This is a genomic window from Njordella aestuarii, assembly GCF_056494165.1.
This window is the reverse complement of the sequence record NZ_CM151397.1, coordinates 3374134-3396413: the sequence shown is the minus strand read 5'-3', so window position 1 is coordinate 3396413 and position 22280 is coordinate 3374134. Positions and strand designations below refer to the sequence as shown.

The window sequence follows — 22280 nt, the reverse complement described above, 5'->3', positions numbered from 1 at the left end:
CTTTAACCAGACAACTCGCATCAATCACAATATGGGCGGACGATTGTGTCGTTTGCACTCATTTTACTGATTTCGTACAACAACGCTTGCGAGTTAATCAGACTGGATGGCGGTACAGTCGTCGAAGGGTGTTCACTTCAATTCAACACCAACAGCGAGGCTAGTCGCGTTCAATGCATTTATCTGGCGTTGCTTGGCTGGATATGTTTCTCAATCCGAGGTAACTGTGTGTTCAATGTTAGCGATTGTCGCTAACGCGAACAAACAGGTATCCAAGAGCTAAAAGGAACACGAACATGGCTACAAAGAAAACCGCCACAGCGACTAAGACCGCCGCAGCAAAGAACGCCAAGGTCGCAACCACCACAAAAGTCAAGAAAACGGCCGCGACGAACGCCAAGGTCCCGGCGATGACGCGAGTCGCAACGAAGCCGTCGAAAACTACAACGACGGAGAAGGACGCGACTGACGCCAAAACGGTGGACAAGAAACGTACGAGCCAAATAGATGCAGCATTGATAATTTTGGCTAGATCTAAAGGACCATTGACCTGCAAAGAAATGGTCGAGGCGATGTCAACGCAAGGTCTGTGGACTTCACCAGGGGGCAAGACGCCAGAAGCAACTCTTTACGCTGCAATTCTACGCGACCTCCGCAAAGGCAACGACGCTCGCTTTACGAAGTCCGCGCCTGGTCGCTTCACCGTCGCCTAGCTAGCACCAACGGCTGCACCTAACTCCGCGAGGTATCCAACGCCTCGCGGTTTTCTTTTCGTTATGCCGCACAAACAAGGAAACCGGTCCATGCAAACGTATTTTGTTGCAACGTTCGCTCGCTACATCCTCGTCGATGCACACGTCGAATCCGAAGCGCGACAACTTGGCTACGACGCCTTGTACGAACTCTATGCCGACTTGCGATCCAAGTTCGGGCGTGAGCACCCAATAGAAATCTTAACCATCCGCCTTGCCACGGATAGCGAAATCGAACTCCGGCAATTCCACCAACGCATGATTCGTGAAGAAGGAGAAAAAAATTGATCAGATCAGAACGAAATGAAAAACCTGCAGTCGGATATATTCGCATGAGTACTGACCGCCAAGAGAATAGCCCCGAGCGGCAGCGCAGGGAAATACAGTCTTTGGCTGATCGCGAAGGCTATCGTATTAGCAAATGGTACGAAGATCATGGCATGACTGGTACCGAATCCGCTAATCGACCGGAGTTCCAGTCGCTGCTGCGCGATGCAGAACGAGGTCGATTCGAGGCGATCCTGTTGCACGAACAGAGCCGTTTCTCCCGCGAAGACATTTTCGACGTAATGGCGCACTGGAGATTGCTGCGTGAGGCCGGTGTCGAGATTGTTACATGCCAACGCGGTCGTCTACGCTTCGATGATCTCGGTGGTATCATCACGGCGATCATCGATCAGCATGGTGCTCGCGAGGAATCGATCAAGCTAGCTAGCCGGGTAGTGAGCGGACAGCGAACTCGAGCGTTGCAAGGCCGACGTATCGGTGGAACCGTGTTCGGTTACGATCGCCAGCTCTATGATGATTCTGATAAGCCGGTACAACGCGTAAGTTTCCGACAGAAATTTCGCAAACCCGCGACTTGGCGATCTGAACTCGTACCAAGTGATGAACATACGGCAGTTGAAGCAGTGCGATGGATATTTGATTCGATTCATTCGGGTGAATCGATTGGCTATGTCGTGCGTGGCTTGAAGGAACGTGGTATCCAGCCAGTTGCAAGTAACGCATTCACGTTCAATTCGGTTAAAAGCATGCTCCGTAATCCTGCCTATGCCGGTATCTTAAGAGCCGGTAAATACTCGCGAGCTAAATTCTGCCGCTTGGACGATGAAGGACTGATTTTTGTAGAAGACGCACACGAAGCAATCATCGAACCTGATGTATTTCAAGCGGTACAGAAGATTCTTGATCGACGAAACAGGAAGCATCGTCGCGCCCAAGCCGGAAAGTACTTGTTAAGCGGATTAGTCCGTTGCAGCCATTGCGGCAATAAAATGCATGGAGTAGATCGCGAACAGCGGGGTAAGTCCCCGCAGCGATTCTATCAGTGCATGAATTCACCGCTCACACCCGGTTATGATGCTAGTTGCCCGCACCCCGCCGTCCGCGTTGATAGGCTCGAGGCTTTTGTCCTGCTAACGATGCGTGATTATTTGCTTTCGTCAAATGTTGCAGAACGCATTAGGGCCACCATAAATCGTACCCAGTCCAAACGAAGCAAACAGACATCGAGCGACGAACGCAAGCTGGCGACTGTACGCCAGAAAATCGAGCGGGGCAGCGAGAATTTAGCTTTGGCGGATCGTGCGGACTTTGCGGCTATCTCAAAGCTTCTCAATCAATGGCGTGAAGAAGAAGCCAGGTTAATCGAACTTATCGAGAATGCTAACAAGCATTTGGAACCGTTACCCGAAGCAATCAATGTGATTCAGCAATATGGTGCATTGGTTGGCAATTTGCAAAACGCCGACCGTGTGAAGCTTGCGCACGCTATATCGCTGACTGTGTCATCGATTGAAATCAAAACCCGCAAAGCGACGACCGGACAAATTGAGCATCGCGAGTTGCTAGGTGAATTACATTTGAACGAATCGATTTCTTCGAGAACGATCCAGATACCTGATGAAGCTATTGGCACTCGCAAAATCTGGCGTGAGATCGCAGAGCTCGCTCGGCAATCGAAAACTCCCATTCACCTTAAAGACGTCTGTCAGCTAATCGGCAGCAAAGATGCGTCACGCGCCGCACATAACATCCGCCGCGCCGAAGCGGCGGAGTTAGTCAAGAAGATCGGCCATCAGGGAGGCTGGGTGGCGAAATACGCAGCTCGCGGCAAATGAGTCTTTGTATTTTCGAAAACTCTAATGCAATAAATAAAGATTCAATTGTTAGTATCACAATGCCAAAGACAATGATTGGCGAGATTCCGCTGCAATAGCCCAGCCAAAATGCAGTAGCTAGAGGAAACAATATCGCTATGAGCAAAAAAGTGATCCGCGATGCCCAGTCAGTGTATAGCCCGAACCAAGGAACATCGTTTACGACGCTATTTGCGTCTAATTCACGTCGAAGCCTAGATAAATGTATAAGCAAGTACCAGTTCATCGCACAGATCAAAAGAATGCCGAAACGACTGACAAACAAGCCTGGAAATGAAAGTCCGAAAATGGAAAGTTCTTTATCTGCGAAAGTTACATATAGCTCGAGCTTTCGTTCCAAATCATTAATCGGAAGATGACGATCTTCCTTGGAAATCTCCCATAGGTTTCGAAAAGTGGAGTCAAATGTCTTTTCGCCGTATATGAACGGGTGGAGTCGCTCTGGCAGATTTGCAATTAAAATGGGCTTTAGATCAACAAAGTGTTCGTCAAACGCGAACTCTGATTCCAAATAGGGGGGGGGGGGCACCTCCTTTTTTATGTCGAAATGATCTATATCGAACCCTATTAATTTTAACACATTAGGCTCAGTCGAGTTGAATGTAAAGTAGTGCCTGCCGTAGTGACTAAGCTTTGCAAAGCTGGTTCCCAGTGCTACGTTACTTCCGTCTGGACTTACCTTGAGCTGGGAGAATCGGAGAGACGATCTTTGCTGCCGGACGACATTCAAATGCTCATCAAAAAGATTTACCAGTCCATCGGACCCGCAAGAGATGATGGAAGAAGATGCTGAAGGTGTCGCTAGGCCTGTTACAGAATCGGCATGAAGATTCGCACTTTGCACAGGAACAACTTTCGAACTATCATTTTGGATGTCCCAGCTTTCAACATGGCCATCTAGATGTCCAGTGATAATCTGTGATTCTTTCGGGCCAAAGCATATGGAAGTAATTCGCGCGAAGTTGTTTCGCGTGTCTTGATAACGTGCAATCTCACTGCCAGTTTTGAAGCTGAAAACGGCGATCTGAAACGTTATTGGGGAAAATAGTCCGCTTTCGATGGTGCTTCCCACAGCAAGTCTTTCGCCCTTCGGGTCAACGGCAAATGCTTCTATTCCGTTTGAATCTCCGAACCCGAAGCTCTCAGAATCTGAAAGGCCATCTATATCAAATCTCCCTACGACCGTTTCGTAATTTGCAATTCTTTCAAACGATGTTGATCGTTGAATAACCAGTTCTGAGTTGGTAGGTCTGAAAAAAATATCGCCGACTGGATATCGAAAAAATTCGAATTCCGATCTTTCAAAATGTGCTTTGGCTTGGCCATTCGAATCAAAAATGCGTACCCCTTTGTCGTGTACGACTGCGAACGCGTTGTCAGCTTTATTGTAGGCAATTGCCCGAGGCTTTAATGACGTGAGAGGTCTTGGTGCTGGGTCGTAATCACTGTTTATGTCAAGTGTAACAATCTCACTCTTGTCGTCTCGGTCAACAAGTATGGCAAGCCGTTGACTATCGTCGAGAAATGTTATGTCTCTCAGCATTCCACTTGTTTGTAAGTACTTTGTGATAATTTCCAGACGAAGCTCTGAGTCGACGGCCGCAAGTGCGATCCGACCATCTATCGGGGACATTCGATTACGGCTTATATTCTGGTTTTTGTCCAGCTCGACAAGCCAGGAGTTGATTCTTTTACTAGGGATGGCAACTTTGAGAGGCTTGATATGAGTATCCCATACTATTTTCGCCTCATCTAGAGAAGCGATTGCATCAATAGATTTGGGCGCTGGAAGCTTGTTGCTAAGTTCGAATTTTGAGCGCAGTGTTGGGAACAGTTCTTTAAACTCTTGGGTAACCACGGGATAAATAGAGTAGTCCACGCGGAATGTCTGCGTTTTGTCTGGTCTCTCCGCCAAAACAAACGCTGGTGAATCTTGTGGTGGTGCTACAAGCGAATTTAATTTATCAGCAATTGCACTTTGGTTCCAAGTTGCATAGAGCTTGCGTAGGTCTCGAAGTTCGTCAAGAGCAAGACGTACAGTACTCTTCTGAATTAATAAACTAAAAGCTAGTAGTGCCGTGCAAAAGATCAACAGCGTGATTTGCGATTTCTGTGTATGTCCAGCAAGTGCCGACGCGTCATGCCGATGCTGAGCTGCGACGGCCGACGCTTCGATCGAAATGTACTGATTGGGCTTGTTTAACACTATTCCTGAATTGGTTTCTAAAGAGGCTGAGGATTGATCACGCTGTATCCGTTCGTTGGTTTGTACAGTCTCGCAATTGGCTAATGCGTTCTCAGATTCTTTGCTGCCGGTTCTTCGACGTTTTGAGTTCCTTTTTGAAACCATTAGTTACTCATGAATCTAAGAACCTCAGCGAATCCGAAAAACTTGTCGCGAACCTTGTTCTTTTCCGCAAGCGTCAAGGTTCCATTTCATCCACATCTCGAGGGTGCATGTTTATGTCGAACGCTCGGAAGTTGGAGACGTCAAAAGCCATGCGGGGCCTGCCGCGCACGGCCGGGTCGGGTCTTTGCATTAAACCATGCAATGGAGAGGCGGACAAGGTTAGAGATCGTCTTCATGCCTCTTTCGAATTGCTATTTCCATCGCGAAGAGTAGTTCAGAGAATAGAGTTGAGTGGTTGTTTCCCGATAGAGAACGGACATTTTGAGTTGAAACCGATTGAAAAGCGGTCGTCATATGGTATGTCGTGACGAGTACATCAATGCACTGATTGAGCTAGATTCAATCTGACCCAGGTTTCTGCATGCAGAACAACCGGCGACCACGTACGCCGAGTTCAAACGCGAAATTCTCAATGAAATCGCACGTTGTTTGAACATGCCGTTCAATGTCGCTGCTGGTAATTCGTCGGGTTACAACTATGCCTCCGGGCGACTCGACCACCAAACCTACTTCAAGTCGATCCGTGTCGAGCAGTCTCAAATGGCTCGCACCGTTCTGGATCGCATTCTGTATGCATGGCTTAGCGAAGCGATTCTCATCGAAGGCTATCTGCCTCATTCGCTTCGCACGCTCGATTCTACCTTCGAGCACCAATGGTTCTGGGACGGACATGAACATGTCGACCCGGCCAAAGAAGCCAATGCCCAGAAAATCCGCCTCGCCAATCATACGACAACTCTGGCCCATGAATACGCGAGGCAGGGGCGTGATTGGGAGGCGGAACTTAAACAACGCGCGAAAGCGATCTCGCTCATGCGTGAGCTCGGACTCTCGACCGATTCAACTTCACTTTCTCCAGGAGATGTAACGGATGACGAAGACATTGCAGTCGAACCAGCAGAGTGAGGTGGATGCCGAATCGGTACCCAGTTCGCTGCGAATCGTTTGTGACGATGCCAGTTCGATCAATTTACAAGCCGCTGAGGCTGCCGAAGAAGGCAAGCCGGCGTTGCGAAAGTTTTCAATGGTCGCTTACACCGGTGGCGCGATGCGTCTTGGTGGCTGGCCATATCCCGTAGTCGTTGACTTAGCGGGCATGCGAGTGACTCGCAAGTCGCGCCCTATTCTCAAGGACCATGATCGTGCCAGTATCGTTGGTCATACCGATGACATCATGGTCGGCGATTCGCGGCTCGAAGTCGCAGGCGTGATCTCAGGCGTGGGCAACACCGCTCAGGAAGTCATCGCAACCAGCGAGAACGGTTTCCCTTGGCAAGCATCACTTGGTGCGAACGCCGACAAGGTTGTCTTCATTCCTGAAGGCAAGACCGCAACCGCCAATAGTCGCGAGTTCAAGGGTCCTGTCTACATCGCACGCAAGTCAACGCTGGGTGAAGTCTCGTTCGTAGCCCTTGGTGCCGACGATGACACCACCGCCAGGCTTGAGGCGGGAGGCGTGAGGCCTGAGGAAGAGGACGCAGACGAAGCAGAGGATGACACGGACGAGCTCGAACCAGTGAATGCATCGCTGGATCTCAACAAAAACCTCAAGTCTCAAGCCTCAGGCCTCTCGCCTGTTCAAAAGATGCGTATCGAAGCCGCTGCTGAATCCAAACGTATCGCCGGCATTCGCAAAGTGTGTGCTGGCAAGCATCCAGAGATCGAAGCTCGCGCCATTGAAGAAGGCTGGAGCGTTACCAAAACGGAGTTGGCAGTGCTACGAATCGAACGACCTAAGGCCCCTGACCAACAGGCAAGCCAACCGATGTACCGACGCGAAGTCCTCGAGGCAGCTTGCTGCTTATCGGTAGGACTCGACGAAACCAAGTTGCTCAAGGCCTACGGAGAGCGAACGCTCAACGCTGCCGATCCGCTTCGGCACATTGGCTTGCGTGAGCTCGTCGCCGAGTGCGCGCGGCTCGAAGGCTTCGATGTTCCGCGCGTCTTCGGCGATGGAACGGCAACGATTCGTGCCGGATTCTCGACGATGTCGCTTCCTGGCATCCTCGAGAATGTCATGAACAAGACGCTCCTGTCTGCCTATGAATCGACGCCGATCGCCGCGTTTGATTTGTGCAGCATCGGAACTGTGAGCGACTTCAAGGAGATCTCTCGTTATCGACTGCTCGGTACCGGTGGTTTCGAAAAGGTTGCGCCCGATGGTGAATTGAAGCATGGCAAGCTCTCCGACCAAAAGTACAGCAACAAGGCTGATACTTACGGTCAGATCCTTGCACTGACTCGCCACGACATCATCAACGATGACCTCAACGCGTTCATGGACATCCCACGTCAAATGGGACGTAGCGGAGCGGAGTCGATTGACGAGCTGTTCTTCACGCTGCTGCTCAAGAACACCGCGTTCTTTTCCTCAGCCAATGGCAACTTGCTCACAGGTCCAGACACCAAGTTCGGTCCCGAGTCTCTCACCGTGGCCAAGACCACCTTCCGCAAACAGAAGGTTGGGCCAGGCAACAAAGCCAAGGATCAAAAGCCGATCAACATTCGGCCTGAGTTCCTGGTCGTTCCCGTCGAGATCGAAACCGATGCGGAACTGCTCATGGGGTCGGCACAGCTCATGATGGACGCGCAGGGGACGCCGACCAAGATTCCGGTCGACAACCCTCACCGCAACAAGTATCGCGTCATTTCAACGCCGCACTTGTCGGACAGCTACTACCAGGGAGCCAGCGGCTCGGCCTGGTATCTGTTCGCCAATCCGAATGTGCTGCCCGCGTTTGAGATCGTGTTCCTCAATGGTCGACGCACGCCTGTCATCGAACGCGTTGAGATGCCGGCCAACACGCTCGGCATGGGCTTCCGTTCTTACATCGACTTCGGTGTGAACTCGCAAGACCCACGCGCCGCTGTGAAGGTCACTGGCGAGTAAGCCTCGTCTACTGACCGCTCTGAAACCAACCCTTCTTTGTCCTCAAGGATTCCATAATCCATGCAAGCTCAATTCGTTCATGACGGTAAGGCCGTCGATTTCACTCCCACCGTTGATGTTGCCGTTGGATCAATCGTGATCCAAGGCGACTTGGTGGGGATCACCAAACGCGACATCAAAGCCGGCTCGCTTGGCTCAATCGCTGTGGAAGGCGTCTTTGACATTCCCAAAGACCCGGCGGATGCCGAGGTCTATGCGGCTGGCCAGAAGATCTACGCGACGACCGACGGAATCGTCACCGACGTCGATGCGGGAACCGTATACCTCGGCAAAGTCGTCAATGACGCTGCCGCCACTGATTCCTTCGTCCGCGTTCGCCTGAGCCAGTGATGAGACGCCGTGAGCAACAACGCACAAATCATAAATGCAGGAGCCATCTTCGTCGCGGATGGTAACACCTTGCCGATCGTCCCCGAGTCCGACGTGGCCGCTGGCTCAGTGGTTGTCGTCGACCGGCTCGTGGGCATCGCAAAGTTTGGGATTAGTGCGGGCTCACGTGGCAGCATCACGATGCGGGGCGTCTTCGATGTCGTGAAAGATCCAACCACTAACATTCCCGCTGGCACGATCCTTTACTGGTCGGAGATCAGTTGGCATGTGGTCAAGAACGCTTACGCCCATCCGATGATGGGCAAAGCCATCGAATCCGCGCCGCCAGGAACCCGCTGTGTCCGTTTACGACTGAGTCAATAAGCCATGGGATCAATCGCAAAAGTAACTGTCGATCGCGCACGCTCTGTTCAGCCACTGCGTCTGGCAAACGGCCAAGTCAGCCAGTGGATCTCGGTGGGCGAGTTCCGCAGTTGCTTTTGTATTGCCAAGCAATCGACGCCATCGCAGTGGACCATCGAGGGCTGGCTTCCCAACGGAGAGGTCGCAGAACTCGCCAAGTATGAGAGCGAGTTATTCGATCCAACCAATCCGCGCTACGTCACGATGAAGGCGATGTGCGGACTGCCCATTCGCTTCGTGGCTTCGACGCCTCAGTTGAATCCGCAGCTGTGGGTGGTGTTCAAGAGTTAGCGACGCCTACCGCTGGCCCGCACCAGGGGCACGAGTTGCACCTCGGTGCTCCAAACGATCCCTGCGTTTGCGGTCCAGCGTTAGTCGTCACCGTCAATAGTTTTAGCAACGAGCTCAATATGATTCATAAACAATTGATTTCAGCCTGTGCACTGATGCTGCTCGTATTGGCTGGCTGCGATTCGGGCGTCGTCAACGTTCGTGCATTGCCAACGCCTGAACCGGAGCAACCACCAGCGAACCTGCCAGTGCAATTGCATCAGCGCAATTGGACAGGATCACTTGGTCAGGGGAGCTGCGTTCACGCCTCGCTTGTGAACCACTTGCGTTGGCTCAATAGATTCGAGCTTGGCGAACGCTGGCGAGCGACCTATGCCGACGGCGAGTGGGACTCACGTCTGCGTGATCGCTTGGATGCTGCCGGCATTGACTACAGCTACACGCTCAAAGCCGATCCGCGATTCCTCGATTGGGCCAGCGCAACTAGGCGAGGAGCCATCCTCTGGTGGAAGCCTTCGCACTGTTGCACTTTCGTCGGTTGGGTCGAGCGCGACGGTCAGCAGTACGCAGCGATCCTCGACAACAACTATCCGGGACGATTTGAGTTAACTCCACGCGAACAGTTTATCCGTCTGTGGGCAGGTTACGGTGGCTTTGCCCTGACCGTCCTGAACGATCCCAACAGTTCACTTCCCTATCGCAGTTACGAGGTTCTTTAACAATGAATGATTCGATTCGCATCCGCCTTAGTTTAGGACTCATCATCGTGGCCATAGTTCATGCGGTTCTCTTGGGCGCTGTGTTCACCGCTTTGCATAGGCCGACCGATGTACATACAGCGAACCAGAGTTGGACAGTACCAGACTATCAACTGCCAGCGCCAAGTATTGGAACCATTGAAAAGCTGCAGCAACCTCAGTCGGTGAATCTTCAAGCACAGGGCGAAATTAAACAACAGTCTGCCGCGTGTACTCCCAATTGCCTGCCGAGTCGCGTAGTAAATCAGCCAGTCGTCATTGTGCCACCGAGCGCCGTACCAGTTCAACCAGCACCTAGCTTCATCAATGCCCCTGCTGTGAACAGACCTGCTGTAACACCACCAGTGGCCGCTCCAGCATCACCGCCTCAGAAGAAGAGCTACCAGATTGCACTATTCGTAGGCACCGATGCAACTAGCCGAAGTTTACAGAATTGGTTTACTCAGAACAAGCAACTTGCGTCCCTCAAAGAAAGCTGTGAATTCCAAGTCTACACTGCAGCAAATCCCATCTATAAGACGCGTTACGCGGACATTGTCCCGGTCGATCAGTTCCCAGTTGTTCTCTTCCAAGATGCAACTGGTGGACACATCCACGCCGCCGGTCGCACTATGATCCCCAGCTCACCGGAAGAACTTTACTCGGACCTAAAGCATGGTCATACACTCTACAAACAAGCCAAGGAAGCTCAGAAAACTGGCGCAGTCAAAACACGCGGTTACTCTTGGGACGATGCAATTTCGCCCAAGCTCTACTTGGCCGCTGAAGACTGCAACGATGAATACTGTCCCACGCCAGCTCCAGACGCTCAGCGTCCGCTAGATCGTGTTCGGGATTTGTTTGACGGTGCTGAAGATACTCGTAATGCGCTCATGTGGCTATCTGCGGGTGAGATTGCCACTGTTGGGCTATTCGTCATCGCAATTTTCTTAGTTGGCTTCATTCTCATCAAACGAGGTTTATAACAACCATGCTATTAACAGTTGCCGTTTTCGTGGTGGTGGTTCTCTTGGTGGTTGCTCTACTGCCAACGCGAAGACCAGAGCCACAACTGAAGCAAAGTCTTGCTTCGCAGTCGATCCTTCCCCTCGTCAGTTCTGCAGCGCCACAGCGTACTCTTCGTCAGCAGCAGCTGAATGAAGAAGCTACGGCTGTATCGGACGAGTACCAGCGCCGCGCTACCGAAGTGTGGCTCGACGAAGTTCGTTCTAAAGCGACTACGCTGCTCGGTACCGACAAGAAGACCACGAAATAGAGATGGACATTCTGCGGGCTGGTCAGCAGTGGCTTTCCGAACAACTAACGCAGTTCGTCTCGCGCGAGGTCACCTACAAGCGAGATGAACATGCGGTTGTACTCCAAGCCACGCTCGGAAAAACCCAGGGCGAGCAAGATGTGGGCGATGGACTCGTACTCCGGATGGAAATCCGAGACTACCTGATCAACGCTGATGCCCTGATCCTCAATGGTCAGCGTACTCTCCCGGAGCGTGGCGACCTAATCCTCGAACTCCAAGACGGTTTGTTGTTTACCTACGAGGTGCTGCCCATTGGTAATCAAAAACCTTGGCGGTACAGCGACCCGTATCGCTTAAAACTCCGCATTCATACCAAATTGATCAACACCGAAGAGGTTTAACTTAAGCGTGTCAACTGTCATCCAAATCGCCGATGCCGTCGTGGCCGAACTCAATGCAGCGTCCATGACTTTAACTGTGCAAGCGGTGCGGCTCTACGTACCGAACTTTGACATCAAAGAGATGAAAGAGTTGCACGTGAGTGTGGTGCCTTGCGAGTTGCATGTTCGCGGCCTTGATCGTCATCGTAATAGCTTCGATGCCGCGATTGATCTGGCTGTCCAGAAGAAGTTTAAAAAGGGCGATGCGGCAGAAATTGATCCACTCGTATCCTTAGTCGAAGAAATCTCGGACCATTTTCGATTGAAGCGCCTTGCAAGCTTCCCGAATGCGATCTGGACGACAACCCAGCACCGCGTGCTCTATTCCCAGGAGCACTGGGCACAGATGAATCAGTTTACAAGTTTGCTCACGTTGAACTTCCGTGTGGCTAAATGACCATCGCTCTGCTGCAAGCCAGAGTTCGCTTTGATGATCGCAAGCTGAAAGACAAACTTCAGAAGGCAAGCTTCAAGAGCTTGAAACACGCTAGTGGAGCGATTCGCTTGACGGCAGTTCGAAGTATCCGTAGATCAAAGAAACCATCCCGGCCGGGAACTGCGCCCCACACACCCACAGGGCACTTGAAACGGGTCGTTACCTACGATGTCAATGAACGTAATAGCGAAGCCGTCATTGGCCCGACGAACGAATACGCGCAAACGATTTGGAACTTGCACGAGTTTGGTGGCACGACCAGGTCCAAGCTCAAGCTACTCAAAGCCCACAAGTTCCAGGTTGGTGAGTACGGACCAATACGCCGCAGCGGTAACATGCTGCGTGATAAACGGGGCAGGTACGCACGGCGAAGTAAAACCTTTGCTCGAATTCAACTTCGTACTCAAGCCCAGGCCAAGCGAGCATCGGCCATCGTAGAAAACGAAAATCAGTTGCGGCAGGCTGACGCAAAGAAAACAAAACACTATCCAAAGCGACCATTTATGGGGCCTGCTTTAGAGAAGATGCGCGACCGTTTGCCCAAGCATTGGGCTGACTCGGTTCATGATTAACTTGGAAGGAGTAGCTGGTTATGTCAGTTCGACTCGGTTTAGATGCGAGACTCTACTATGGTCCTGCCGGAGGCGGTGCGCCCACGGAATTAACCAACGTCAAGGACGTGACGTTGAACTTGGAGAAGGCCGAGGCGGATGTCACTACACGTGCTAACAACGGCTGGCGCGCGACGGTAGGTACGCTAAAAGATGCGTCGATCGAGTTCCAGATGGTCTGGGATACTGAGGATCCAGGCTTTACGTCAATTCGGGAATCGTTCTTAACCGACACGCCACTCGATTTCAAGATCTTGTCAGGCCCAGCGACGGATCCACTGGCGGAAGGCTTACTTGCGACCTGTGAAGTGTTTTCATTCACCCGCACCGAAGCGCTCGAAGAGGCCATCACGGTGGACGTAACGATCAAACCAACCTATGCAGCCACTCCACCGCAGTGGGTTAATGGAGGACCTCCGTAATGCGTACCTTTACCGACAATGCGGGACGCAGTTGGACCATCACTGTGAATGTTGATTGTATTCGACGACTTCGTGCAATCTTAAGCATCGATCTCTTGGAAGCCGTCGAAGGCAAGTTGATAGAACGCTTGGTCGGAGATCCCATTCTACTTTGCGACTGCATCTACGTGATATGCAAACCGGAAGCTGATCAACGCAATGTAAGCGACGAAGACTTTGGACGAGCCATGGCCGGCGATGCAATTGACCATGCAACAACCAGCTTGTTGGAGGAGCTGGTCGATTTTTTCCCCAGGAACCGGCGCGAGCTACTGGGAAAAGCGCTGCAGAAGTTTCGCAACCTGGAAACCAAAGCGATCGAGCTAGCAGACCAAGAGCTCGACAATCCACAACTCGAGAGCAAACTGATGAACCTACTGCGTCAAAAAATCTCAACGCACGCGATATCTGGAAGCTGATCTGGCAACTCGCAGGCGTTGTCGGTGTGCATCCAGGTCCACTTACGCTGCGCGAATTGGTTTGGATGGCAGAGGCGCATCGCAAAGAAGCATGGCAGCATACTTCCACGATCATTGCCACGCTGGCAAATATCCATCGCGATCCCAAGAAAAAACCGAAACCGTTCACGCCAGCGGATTTTCAGCCTGTGCCGGTGAGTAAGTCTGAAGCCAAGCATCCGAAAACTGACATCAACGTGCTTAAACAGGTTTTCATTCCCAAGCGTTAGTTCCACATGGCCACAACTCGACAAGTCAAAGCAGGAGCTGCCTACGTCGAGCTAACGACCAAGGATGCGGCATTCCTTAAAGGCCTAGCAGCCGCCAAGAAACGGCTGGAAGCCTTCGGAGCTGCCACGCGAGCTGTGGGCATGCGGATGTTAAGTGTCGGGGCGACCTCCGCTGTACCACTCGCTGCAAGCGTTGCTGTCTATGCATCATTCGATGACCAGATGCTGGCTGTCAAAGGCGTGACTCAGGCGACTGCTGAAGAGTTTGACCGTCTGCGTGATAAAGCTAAACTCCTCGGTGCCACGACTAGCTATACCGCATCGCAAGTTGGATCATTAATGACGGAACTGGGGCGGGCAGGCTTTAAGCCCGACCAGATCATCGAAATGACCGGCGCTGTGATGGACATGGCTCGTGCAACAGGCACCGATGCCACGCTAGCCTCGGGGATCATGGCCGCAACGATTCGCCAGTTCGGGCTCGAGGCAACCGATGCAACGCGTGTGGCCGATGGTTTTACCGCCGCTGCCAATAAGACCTTCAACAGTGTGGAAGCGCTGGGTGAAGCCTTCCAATACGCTGGACCCGTGGCAGCCGACGCTGGACTCAGTCTGGAAGAAACGCTGGCAGTACTAGGTGCGCTTGGCAATGTGGGCATCCAAGGGAGTGAAGCGGGCACGGCGCTGCGTCGTCTACTAACATTGAGCGCAGCGGAAGCCAAGAAGTTCGCCGATGTCTTCGGTGTGCAAACGGCAGATGCAGCCGGTAACACTCGCAAACTCGTCGATGTACTGGCTGATGTGGCGGAAGCAACTAAGAACCTTCCAACGGGTCAGCGCATGGCCAAGTTCAACGAAGTCTTTGGTCTGCTCGGTATTACTGCCGCTAGCGCGATCGGTAAATCTGTTGCCAACACACGTCAGCTTTTTGACGAATTGCAGAATGCTCAAGGAACTGCTGCGAAGACAGCCAAAGAAATGGACTCTGGTCTAGGCGGATCGTTTCGCATCTTGCTGAGTAGCATCGAAGGAGTCGCCATCGCTCTTGGCGAGGCGCTCGCAGGTTCGCTGCAGAAATTCTCGGCCGCCGTTTCTGGAACACTTGGCACCATCATCCAGTGGATCGAAGCGAACCACAAAGTCATTCGCACCATGGCGCTCGTACTGGCTGGCATTGCCGCAGCAGGAGCAACGCTGATCGCGGTGGGTATTGCATTTAGTTTCATTGGCTTGGCACTCGGTGGATTCGGAACAGTCATGGGCATCGTCGCTGGTGCTATCACCGTGGTTGGAAGTTTGCTCGGTGCACTGCTCACTCCGATCGGTCTGTTGCTCATTTCGGTTTTAAGCCTGGGTGCGTATTTGCTTTACGCCAGCGACGTCGGCACGCAAGCTCTCTCGTGGCTCGCTGCAAAGTTTACAATCCTCAAGGAGGATGCACTAGCATCATGGAATGCGATTGCCACGGCTCTGGCTTCCGGGAACATTGCACTGGCTGCAAAGGTCCTGTGGGCACTGCTCAAGCTGGAGTGGCAGCGTGGTGTCAACTTTCTCACCGGCGTGTGGCTTAACTTCAAAAAAGCATTTCTGGACATAGCTAGTTCCGCATCCTTTGGCGTGGCTCGGGTGCTCACTGATGCTACGTCCGGTCTGGAAGCAACCTGGATCGAGTCGATTGCGTTCTTAGCCGACTCTTGGTCTTTGTTCCAGAACATGCTCACGAAGACTTGGCATACCACCGTCGGCTTTATTCGTAAAGCCTGGACGCGTCTCAAGTCACTCTTCGATGCCGACATTGACCTGGAAGCCGAAATCAAGGAGATCGACGCTGAGACGGAGGCTAAGAATCAAGCCAGTAAAACGGCGATGCTCGAATCGATCGGCAAACGCGACAGCGAGCGTCAACAATCGCGCCAGCAGATCGAGGACCGACGGACCGGCGTCCAGCAGGGGCTCGATCAACTGCAGGACATTGATCAAAAGAAACGCGACCAACAATTCCAAAGCGATATGCAGGCCAGCCAGCGTGAAGTCGACGAAGCAAGACGAGCCTGGCAGGCGTCTGTCGATGAAGTAGCAAACGGCGCGAAGGAAGGAAATAAAGACGAAGATGGCAAACCCAAACGTCCCTCTGTACCTGAGATCCAGTCGACCTTGGCTGCCAGCCGCAGTCTTCTAGGCGACCAGCAAGCGAAAGTGGAAAGCAAGGGTGGCTTTAACGCTCTTGCTCTAGCAGGCCTCGGATCCGATTCTCTTTCGCAGCGCACCGCCAAAGCAACCGAACAAGTCGCATTCAATACCAAGATGCTGGCCGATCAGGCTAAACGCGGGCGACTTGTTTTCACAGAGTAATTTTATAACATGCCGATTACGATCGATGAAACCTACCGCAGTCGCGAAGGCAGTGAAGGGGACCAGCCTTCGGCCGAACTGCGTTATGTCATCCAAGGCACCGACGATGATGCCGTGGTTCGTGCGTTGCTGCTGGCTACATCACCGGCCGCATATCTTGGCCTACGCCGAAGCGATGTAACCTTCGATCCGATTGGCGGTGACGTTTGGGAATGTGCGGCACGCTATGAAACCAAAGGCGAACCGCAGTTTACGTTCGACACCGGCGGCGGAACACAGCATGTCTCTCAGAGTCTCACTACGGTTGGTCGACACGCAGCACCAGGTTTTACGGCGCCAAATTTCCAGGGTGCGATTGGTGTTAACGACGACCAAGTGGTCGGAACCGATATTACAGTTCCGGTCTATAACTTTACCGAGACACACTTCATTGACAATCTGCTCGTCAGTCAAGCTTACAAGCTGCAATTGTTTCGCTTGACTGGCCGCGTAAACGGAGCCCCGTTCAAAGGCTTTGCCAAGGGTGAGCTTCTCTTCTTAGGAGCCAGCGGTTCCAAACGAGGTAAGGACGATTGGGAGATCACGTTCCGCTTTGCAGCTAGTCCGAATGCGGCCAACTTGCAACTAGGGAATATTACCGGCATTGTCAAAGAAGGCTGGCACTACCTGTGGGTACGCTTCGTTGACGATACCGATACTAGTTCGCAGACGCTGGTGAAAAAGCCGATTGCGGCCTATGTGGAGCAAGTTTACCACTATGGAGACTTCTCCTTGTTAGGACTGGCAGGTTAGCCATGGCAGGCGATAAGTTTAAAAAGGTCCAGGCAGGCAAACCACTAGAGATCCCTGCCAATACTTGGAACTCGATGGTCGATGCTGCCCGCAGCTTTAGTGAAGGCCAGCATAATCAATCGGGCGAAGCAGCTAACGTCTTCCGCCAAGGCGATATAGTAAAGGTTCGCAACAAAACCGGCCTAGACATCGCACGTTTCGGCATCGTGGGTTTAAACGATGTGATCATCAAGCCCAGCGATAACTTGCTGGAGTTCTCCAACCGCCCGGCCTTTGATGGGGTCGTACCAACTGACACCTCTGCTGGCCGTTTCGCTGTTGCACTTTCGCCTGCCAAGCCCGATGCAATTATCCCGTGCATGGTTAGTGGCGTAACTCCGGTCCGCGTCAATGTTCTTCATGCGGAAGCTCCGAATTGGTTTGCGGATGTAAGCGCTGGATCTTCCCAACATCTACAAGTCAACGACCAGGTCGGTTCCGCTCGCATCTTATGGCGCGCACATCAAAACGCAGGTGTGCAGTGGGCCGTCATCCGACTTAGCAACAACCGCTTACCACTCACTCTTACCGCAGAACTACAGCAAGACCTGTATAGTTCCCAGTTCATGGCCAATGTAAAGCCGTACGATCTATCAGGTTTGGCTCTTCCCGTAATCCCCGCGTGGAATGCTTTTCGCTTGGCTGCCAACCAGCTTGAACGCGTTGCGATCTATTGGGACGACTCGCCCCAAGTCAAGAACTGGGTGATTGTGCAAGTTGTTCACAAGTCGCAATACGTGGTGGAATCACTGCGTCTTAGCGGTGGAGCCTACGGAGGCTCCAGTTCGGGATGCGATTGCCAGACGCTGATTGCAATGCGTCGTAAAGTTCAAGTCGCTTTCTGTGACAACGAGTCGAAGTTAGAACCCTTCGCAGTCGGACAAGTCTGCGCGTGTGGCTCATACTCCAGTGGCGGGAATGGCAATCTCGAGATGATGCAGATCGAAATGCCAGAGTGAGAAAGGATTCCATGAAGCGATTGTGCGTGTGTGATATCGTGGGCGTCCGTCATGGTCAGCCTAATGCCGAACATGAGCTAACTCGTGAGAACCATCGGCGATACGCGGACTGGGTGGGAGCTGATTATCGCGCCGAGATCGTGGAGATCGGTGATGACCTGCGCTGCTGCTGGTGGAAGTGGCGAGCAGGAGAAGTTGCAGCGGAATACGATATCACCTTGCATCTGGACAACGACACGATCGTGACTCGGAAATGTCCGACATTTGAAAACGTTGTTCCACCGGGACATTGGGGCGTTGTCGACGAGTATTACCGCTTGCGCAAAGACTGTCGCGAGTTTGTGGCCCAGTGTGCTGATGTTAGCGCCGACGAATTAGCGCTGAGTACCAACAACGGCGTGTTGATCATGCCGACCGATGCGCAGCGGATCTACTACCCAGATTATGATTCGGTATCGTTGAATTGGCTCACCGATCAATCGCTGCTGAGTCGCAAGCTATACGCAGGCGAAGCGCCCTATCGAGCGATCGATCGCCGCTGGAACTGGAGCTTCATGAGCCATGTAGACTTTATTGCAGGGCGTGACCAAGCGTTTGTGATCCACCATGCCGGCCGCAGCTTTTGGGAAACGCCTGCCAAGAAGTTAAAAGCCATCGAGCGTGATCTACGGGAGCTCGGTCTATGAAGCGAGCGCTGTTAAACATTGTGGCTGGTGATAAAGCCCGCGCCGAACACGCTGTCACCGGTGACAATCACCGCGAATACGCCGAGCGCTGCAGTGCTGAGTATGTGATAATTGAACGTGAACACGCACCGCCATACACTCCAGCAATCAAGTACTTGGCCAACACGGTCACACCGCAATACGATCAGACTCTGTTTTTGGATCTGGACTGTGTGGTTACCCCACAATGTCCAAACATCTTCGACGAAGTTCCCCTAGGATCCTGGGGCGTCATCGATGAGAACGGTCTGGCTCGCTTCCACGAGCTTGAGAACGACCAGACTCAGCGCCACGCCAACGCACTTTGCGATGCACTTCATCTGCCCTACGTCTACCTGACCCGGCACATCAACTCCGGTGTGATGGTTATGCCGCCCAACAGCGCCGAGTACTATTTTCCGCCGAAGTATCCAGTCCCGGCAAACTACTGGGCCGTCGAACAGTTGTATCTATCGCTCAACTTACAACTCCACGAAGCACCGCTGAAAGAGTTAGACCGCCGCTTCAACTGGTGCTGGTGCCATAAGCGATTTGAGCAAGACATGCACCGCGCCTTCATTATTCACTATGCTGGGAAACACGATCGACTTGCTGATCTCAGAAACTCGCTTCTACTTTTGAACGAGTTAAGCCCTCATTTGTGATTTCGACTACGACGAATATTGTCGAGTACATTTCAATCGCTTCAGGGTTTATAGATATGCAAGTTTGAAAAGTTTTAATCTTTTTGCGAACCAGGTTGCGTTGCTCGCGTCTATTACCACGCACAAGCAAACAACAAGTGCGACGGACACCGAGTTTAGGAGTTAGAAAAATGGTTTATCAATTGCCAAGTAATCAACGGTTTGAGTGTAACGGACGTCAAATAGCGCCCAATGGCGGTAATGCGATCGACTTACATTCGCTCTGTACGTAACACTTGGCAAGAACCATCAGCAACGTTGGCCAGCCCGGTGTTACCCCAAAGTGACACCGGGTTTTTTCGTGCCTTTTTCCAACGTTTTACATGCAGATGGACTGGTAGCTGAGACGGTATAGCGGCGGTCTGAAGAACCGCAGAGGAGGGTTCGAGCACTTCCCAGTCCACTGGACGCGCACCTGGTAAAAACTCACATGAGAACAACTGCGCTAGAGGTGCGCACCTACATAACCAAAAACGGCTCGTTCGACTTCTGGTGAGGTCATTGGTCTTTCAAGCCAGCTAGGTCGGGTTCGAATCCCACACGAGTCACTGACATAACTAATGGGCTTGCCGACGGGTCGGCGCTTTGACTTGCAGTCAAGGCTACAGGGTTCAACTCCCTGCTTGTCCACTGGCGGCAAAGCCGCAGAGCAGTAGATAGGAGAAAGTAGATAGTAGAGAAAACCATTCATCTACTGCGGTCTACTTTCTACTCACTACTCTCTTACAACAACTATCGGGCGTGAGGTGTAATGGCTGGCACAGGTCGTTTGGGGCGATCGAGAGCGGTTCGATTCCGACACACCCGACTTTACGAGATGGTAGTCGAGGGCTGGAGCCCATATCCGTCTGATAAGCGGATCGCGCTGAGTTCAATTCTCAGGGCTACCACTGAAGAACAAACAACACAAAGGAGAACACGATGCAAACGCTTAATCGCTTGAAACGCATACCCATAACCATTCATGAGGTTGTGGTGTAGCGGTAGCACAGCGGACTTTTAATCCGCAAAGCGTGGGTTCGAATCCCACCGGCCTCACTTGTTCGGCGTGCAGTTCGATGGTCCGAGCAGCGTCCTTATAAGACGAAGGTCGAAGGTTCGATTCCTTCCATGCCGACTGGGAAGACAAAACAAAAATGGGATTGTGGCAGACAAGGTAATGCACCGGTCTCTTAAACCGGCCGATGTGGGTTCGATACCCACCGATCCCACTGAAACGAGGTATGAGCATTGAGGGATGAGTTTTGAGGTGAAAACCTCGCGACTCACAACTCAATCCTCACCCCTCAACTGATCTTTGACAATTTGGTTGAGCCAACAAAAGGCGTCCATGGTGTAGTGGTAACCCATCTCCTTGCCAAGGAGAAATTGCGAGTTCGATTCTCGCTGGACGCTTTGAATTTATAGGGTGCGAAGGCTACGGCTTTTCGTCAGCAAGAAAATCGACGAGCTCCGCTTCTAGCTGCTCGCCGCTTTCAAATCCAACCACATAACGCACAACTTTACCAAGTTGATTAACCCAGAATGTTGTTGGGTACGCTGCAACACCATAGCTTGACCGTGCCACAGAATTGCCACCAACGACGATCTGATGCCCAAGCTTCTCTTTTGCGACATAGGCAGAAACTTCTTCATCAGTTTCAGGATAGGCATTAATTCCAATGATTGCGATTTGATGGCCATACTTGTGGTGCAATCGTGATAGATGAGGAGCTTCTAAGCGGCATGGCCCACAAGCAACTCCCCAAAAAGTTATGAGGGCGGGCCTCCCGTTACGCCATTCCTCCCATTTGACCAGATTGCCATCTAAACTTTTCAACTCGAAGTCAGGAGCCTGTTTTTCCAGCAGTAACTCAGGTTCTCCGCCGTTGGAAGAATGAGAATAACTGATATCCTGAAAGCCTAGCTCCTGGGCAAGTTCAAGGGCAGGAGACTTCTTGAAGCTTTCGAGTTCCTTTGACAGAAGTTCCTTTATGACTTTTGGTGCGTCCTCGGGAATTGCTGGAGGTTGGCGATTTGAAAAAAGCTCGTCAACGGCTCCTGCTCCAGCGCTAGTGCTATCTAGTTGGAAGTGGATTTTACTCCTTGAACTCAATTCCATCGATTGAACTGCGTTCCTTATGGCATCTTTAGTTTGGTCGGACAAGTTCAGATTGTAAGCGTCAAAAGGTTGTCTAAGTTTGATGCAGACATCAGCCATTCCCGCGTGCAATTTAGATATACGTGTTCGTACCGGTACGGCAACCAATTCTTTGCTAATATACAGATTCTCTTCTCCTGAATCGTCCAACAATCCTGTCCCCAAGGAACCCATGCTTGACATCCAGTCACTGGAAGTCCATCCCTCCGAAAATTTCAGTTCGAGATAATCACATTTGTTAGCAAGTTGCTTGAGTTGATCTTTCAGTCGAACGATTACGTCTTTCTCCAACTGTGTGCCTAAAGAGTATTGAATGCGAATCAGTAGCACCGTCCCGGTCTTCTGAGAAAGCCCTTGCAAGTCAGCGTCTAATTGTGTGCGACACGTTTCCAACAAGTCGTCACCGCGAATTGCCGCAGTTGAGTTGGCATTCCAAATAAGGATCGCAGAAGCACTTGAAGAAATCTCGGACCGATGGAACTCTGTCTGAAGCGGAGCCAAAACATAACCCAGCTCGTCATCGCCAAGTGATCCAGGTAAACGCAAGGATAGAACTAGAAGCAGACCTGCAATCTGCATAATTCGTTGAATGGCTTTCATAGATCCACGCGAGTTAATAGTACGGTGCTAAAGTCAAGCTCATCAATTTATGCGTTGATAGA

24 protein-coding genes and 6 tRNA genes are annotated in these 22280 nt (G+C 51.8%); 28 read left to right on the top strand and 2 right to left on the bottom strand.

The genetic code is table 11. From position 1 onward, the window contains the following. The first annotated feature begins 296 nt into the window (after positions 1-296). From SH451x_RS13585 to SH451x_RS13575, 3 genes are all read left to right on the top strand, one after another. The gene (locus SH451x_RS13585) at positions 297-713 is read left to right on the top strand and encodes a winged helix-turn-helix domain-containing protein (protein ID WP_479357468.1); all 417 of its coding nucleotides are present in this window, start codon (positions 297-299) and stop codon (positions 711-713) included. Between the two features lie 90 nt (positions 714-803). Continuing rightward, on the top strand, positions 804-1040 hold the full coding sequence (locus SH451x_RS13580) for a hypothetical protein (protein ID WP_479357466.1): 237 nt from the start codon (positions 804-806) through the stop codon (positions 1038-1040). Further along, complete coding sequence (locus tag SH451x_RS13575; RefSeq protein ID WP_479357464.1) at positions 1037-2875, top strand: recombinase family protein; 1839 nt, start codon at positions 1037-1039, stop codon at positions 2873-2875. The genes SH451x_RS13580 and SH451x_RS13575 overlap by 4 nt, the downstream gene beginning before the upstream one ends. Here SH451x_RS13575 and SH451x_RS13570 read toward each other — a convergent pair. Continuing rightward, positions 2817-5120: a WD40 repeat domain-containing protein gene (locus tag SH451x_RS13570; protein WP_479357462.1), complete on the bottom strand. Its 2304-nt coding sequence runs from the start codon at positions 5118-5120 to the stop codon at positions 2817-2819. The genes SH451x_RS13575 and SH451x_RS13570 overlap by 59 nt on opposite strands. Before the next feature lie 561 nt (positions 5121-5681). Here SH451x_RS13570 and SH451x_RS13565 point away from each other — a divergent pair. The 25 genes from SH451x_RS13565 to SH451x_RS13445 all read left to right on the top strand — a co-directional run bounded on the left by SH451x_RS13565 (position 5682) and on the right by SH451x_RS13445 (position 20873). Then, positions 5682-6230, top strand: coding sequence for a hypothetical protein (locus SH451x_RS13565; protein ID WP_479362911.1), 549 nt, complete (start codon positions 5682-5684; stop codon positions 6228-6230). Continuing rightward, on the top strand, positions 6196-8214 hold the full coding sequence (locus SH451x_RS13560) for a phage major capsid protein (RefSeq protein WP_479357460.1): 2019 nt from the start codon (positions 6196-6198) through the stop codon (positions 8212-8214). The genes SH451x_RS13565 and SH451x_RS13560 overlap by 35 nt, the downstream gene beginning before the upstream one ends. 60 nt (positions 8215-8274) lie before the next feature. Beyond that, on the top strand, positions 8275-8604 hold the full coding sequence (locus tag SH451x_RS13555) for a DUF2190 family protein (protein WP_479357458.1): 330 nt from the start codon (positions 8275-8277) through the stop codon (positions 8602-8604). A gap of 9 nt (positions 8605-8613) precedes the next feature. Further along, positions 8614-8967 carry a DUF2190 family protein gene (locus tag SH451x_RS13550; RefSeq protein WP_146675903.1) on the top strand — a complete coding sequence of 118 codons (354 nt, stop codon included), beginning with the start codon at positions 8614-8616 and terminating at the stop codon, positions 8965-8967. 3 nt (positions 8968-8970) lie between these two features. After that, positions 8971-9297, top strand: a complete 327-nt coding sequence (locus SH451x_RS13545) for a hypothetical protein (protein WP_479357457.1) — start codon at positions 8971-8973, stop codon at positions 9295-9297. Between the two features lie 119 nt (positions 9298-9416). Beyond that, on the top strand, positions 9417-10016 hold the full coding sequence (locus SH451x_RS13540) for a hypothetical protein (RefSeq protein WP_479357455.1): 600 nt from the start codon (positions 9417-9419) through the stop codon (positions 10014-10016). 2 nt (positions 10017-10018) lie between these two features. Then, positions 10019-11020, top strand: coding sequence for a hypothetical protein (locus SH451x_RS13535; protein ID WP_479357453.1), 1002 nt, complete (start codon positions 10019-10021; stop codon positions 11018-11020). Between the two features lie 5 nt (positions 11021-11025). Next, a complete protein-coding gene (locus SH451x_RS13530) occupies positions 11026-11310 on the top strand; it encodes a hypothetical protein (protein WP_479357452.1) in 285 nt (94 codons plus the stop codon). Positions 11311-11312: 2 nt separating this feature from the next. Then, on the top strand, positions 11313-11693 hold the full coding sequence (locus SH451x_RS13525; protein ID WP_479357450.1) for a hypothetical protein: 381 nt from the start codon (positions 11313-11315) through the stop codon (positions 11691-11693). A 7-nt stretch (positions 11694-11700) separates the two neighbouring features. Continuing rightward, the gene (locus tag SH451x_RS13520) at positions 11701-12129 is read left to right on the top strand and encodes a hypothetical protein (RefSeq protein WP_479357448.1); all 429 of its coding nucleotides are present in this window, start codon (positions 11701-11703) and stop codon (positions 12127-12129) included. Then, complete coding sequence (locus SH451x_RS13515) at positions 12126-12740, top strand: hypothetical protein (RefSeq protein ID WP_479357446.1); 615 nt, start codon at positions 12126-12128, stop codon at positions 12738-12740. Before SH451x_RS13520 ends, SH451x_RS13515 begins: the two co-directional genes overlap by 4 nt. 20 nt (positions 12741-12760) lie before the next feature. Beyond that, positions 12761-13201, top strand: a complete 441-nt coding sequence (locus SH451x_RS13510; protein WP_479357444.1) for a hypothetical protein — start codon at positions 12761-12763, stop codon at positions 13199-13201. After that, positions 13201-13659: a hypothetical protein gene (locus SH451x_RS13505; protein ID WP_479357443.1), complete on the top strand. Its 459-nt coding sequence runs from the start codon at positions 13201-13203 to the stop codon at positions 13657-13659. Before SH451x_RS13510 ends, SH451x_RS13505 begins: the two co-directional genes overlap by 1 nt. 26 nt (positions 13660-13685) lie before the next feature. After that, positions 13686-13928, top strand: coding sequence for a hypothetical protein (locus SH451x_RS13500; RefSeq protein WP_479357441.1), 243 nt, complete (start codon positions 13686-13688; stop codon positions 13926-13928). 6 nt (positions 13929-13934) lie between these two features. Further along, complete coding sequence (locus tag SH451x_RS13495) at positions 13935-16280, top strand: phage tail tape measure protein (RefSeq protein ID WP_479357440.1); 2346 nt, start codon at positions 13935-13937, stop codon at positions 16278-16280. Between the two features lie 9 nt (positions 16281-16289). Beyond that, positions 16290-17072 carry a hypothetical protein gene (locus SH451x_RS13490; RefSeq protein ID WP_479357438.1) on the top strand — a complete coding sequence of 261 codons (783 nt, stop codon included), beginning with the start codon at positions 16290-16292 and terminating at the stop codon, positions 17070-17072. Positions 17073-17074: 2 nt separating this feature from the next. Further along, complete coding sequence (locus SH451x_RS13485) at positions 17075-18070, top strand: hypothetical protein (protein WP_479357436.1); 996 nt, start codon at positions 17075-17077, stop codon at positions 18068-18070. Between the two features lie 11 nt (positions 18071-18081). Next, positions 18082-18756, top strand: a complete 675-nt coding sequence (locus SH451x_RS13480) for a hypothetical protein (RefSeq protein WP_479357434.1) — start codon at positions 18082-18084, stop codon at positions 18754-18756. Then, on the top strand, positions 18753-19439 hold the full coding sequence (locus SH451x_RS13475; protein WP_479357432.1) for a glycosyltransferase family protein: 687 nt from the start codon (positions 18753-18755) through the stop codon (positions 19437-19439). The genes SH451x_RS13480 and SH451x_RS13475 overlap by 4 nt, the downstream gene beginning before the upstream one ends. 370 nt (positions 19440-19809) lie before the next feature. After that, positions 19810-19881: transfer RNA gene (locus SH451x_RS13470), tRNA-Phe, on the top strand. Positions 19882-19953: 72 nt separating this feature from the next. Further along, positions 19954-20026: transfer RNA gene (locus SH451x_RS13465), tRNA-Glu, on the top strand. Between the two features lie 418 nt (positions 20027-20444). Further along, a tRNA-Lys gene (locus SH451x_RS13460) sits at positions 20445-20516 on the top strand. A gap of 6 nt (positions 20517-20522) precedes the next feature. Further along, positions 20523-20595 (top strand) — tRNA-Ile (locus SH451x_RS13455). Positions 20596-20616: 21 nt separating this feature from the next. Beyond that, positions 20617-20689: transfer RNA gene (locus SH451x_RS13450), tRNA-Lys, on the top strand. Positions 20690-20802: 113 nt separating this feature from the next. Further along, positions 20803-20873, top strand: a tRNA-Gly gene (locus SH451x_RS13445). A 22-nt stretch (positions 20874-20895) separates the two neighbouring features. Here SH451x_RS13445 and SH451x_RS13440 read toward each other — a convergent pair. Next, positions 20896-22218: a TlpA family protein disulfide reductase gene (locus tag SH451x_RS13440; RefSeq protein WP_479357430.1), complete on the bottom strand. Its 1323-nt coding sequence runs from the start codon at positions 22216-22218 to the stop codon at positions 20896-20898. Positions 22219-22280: the final 62 nt, after the last annotated feature.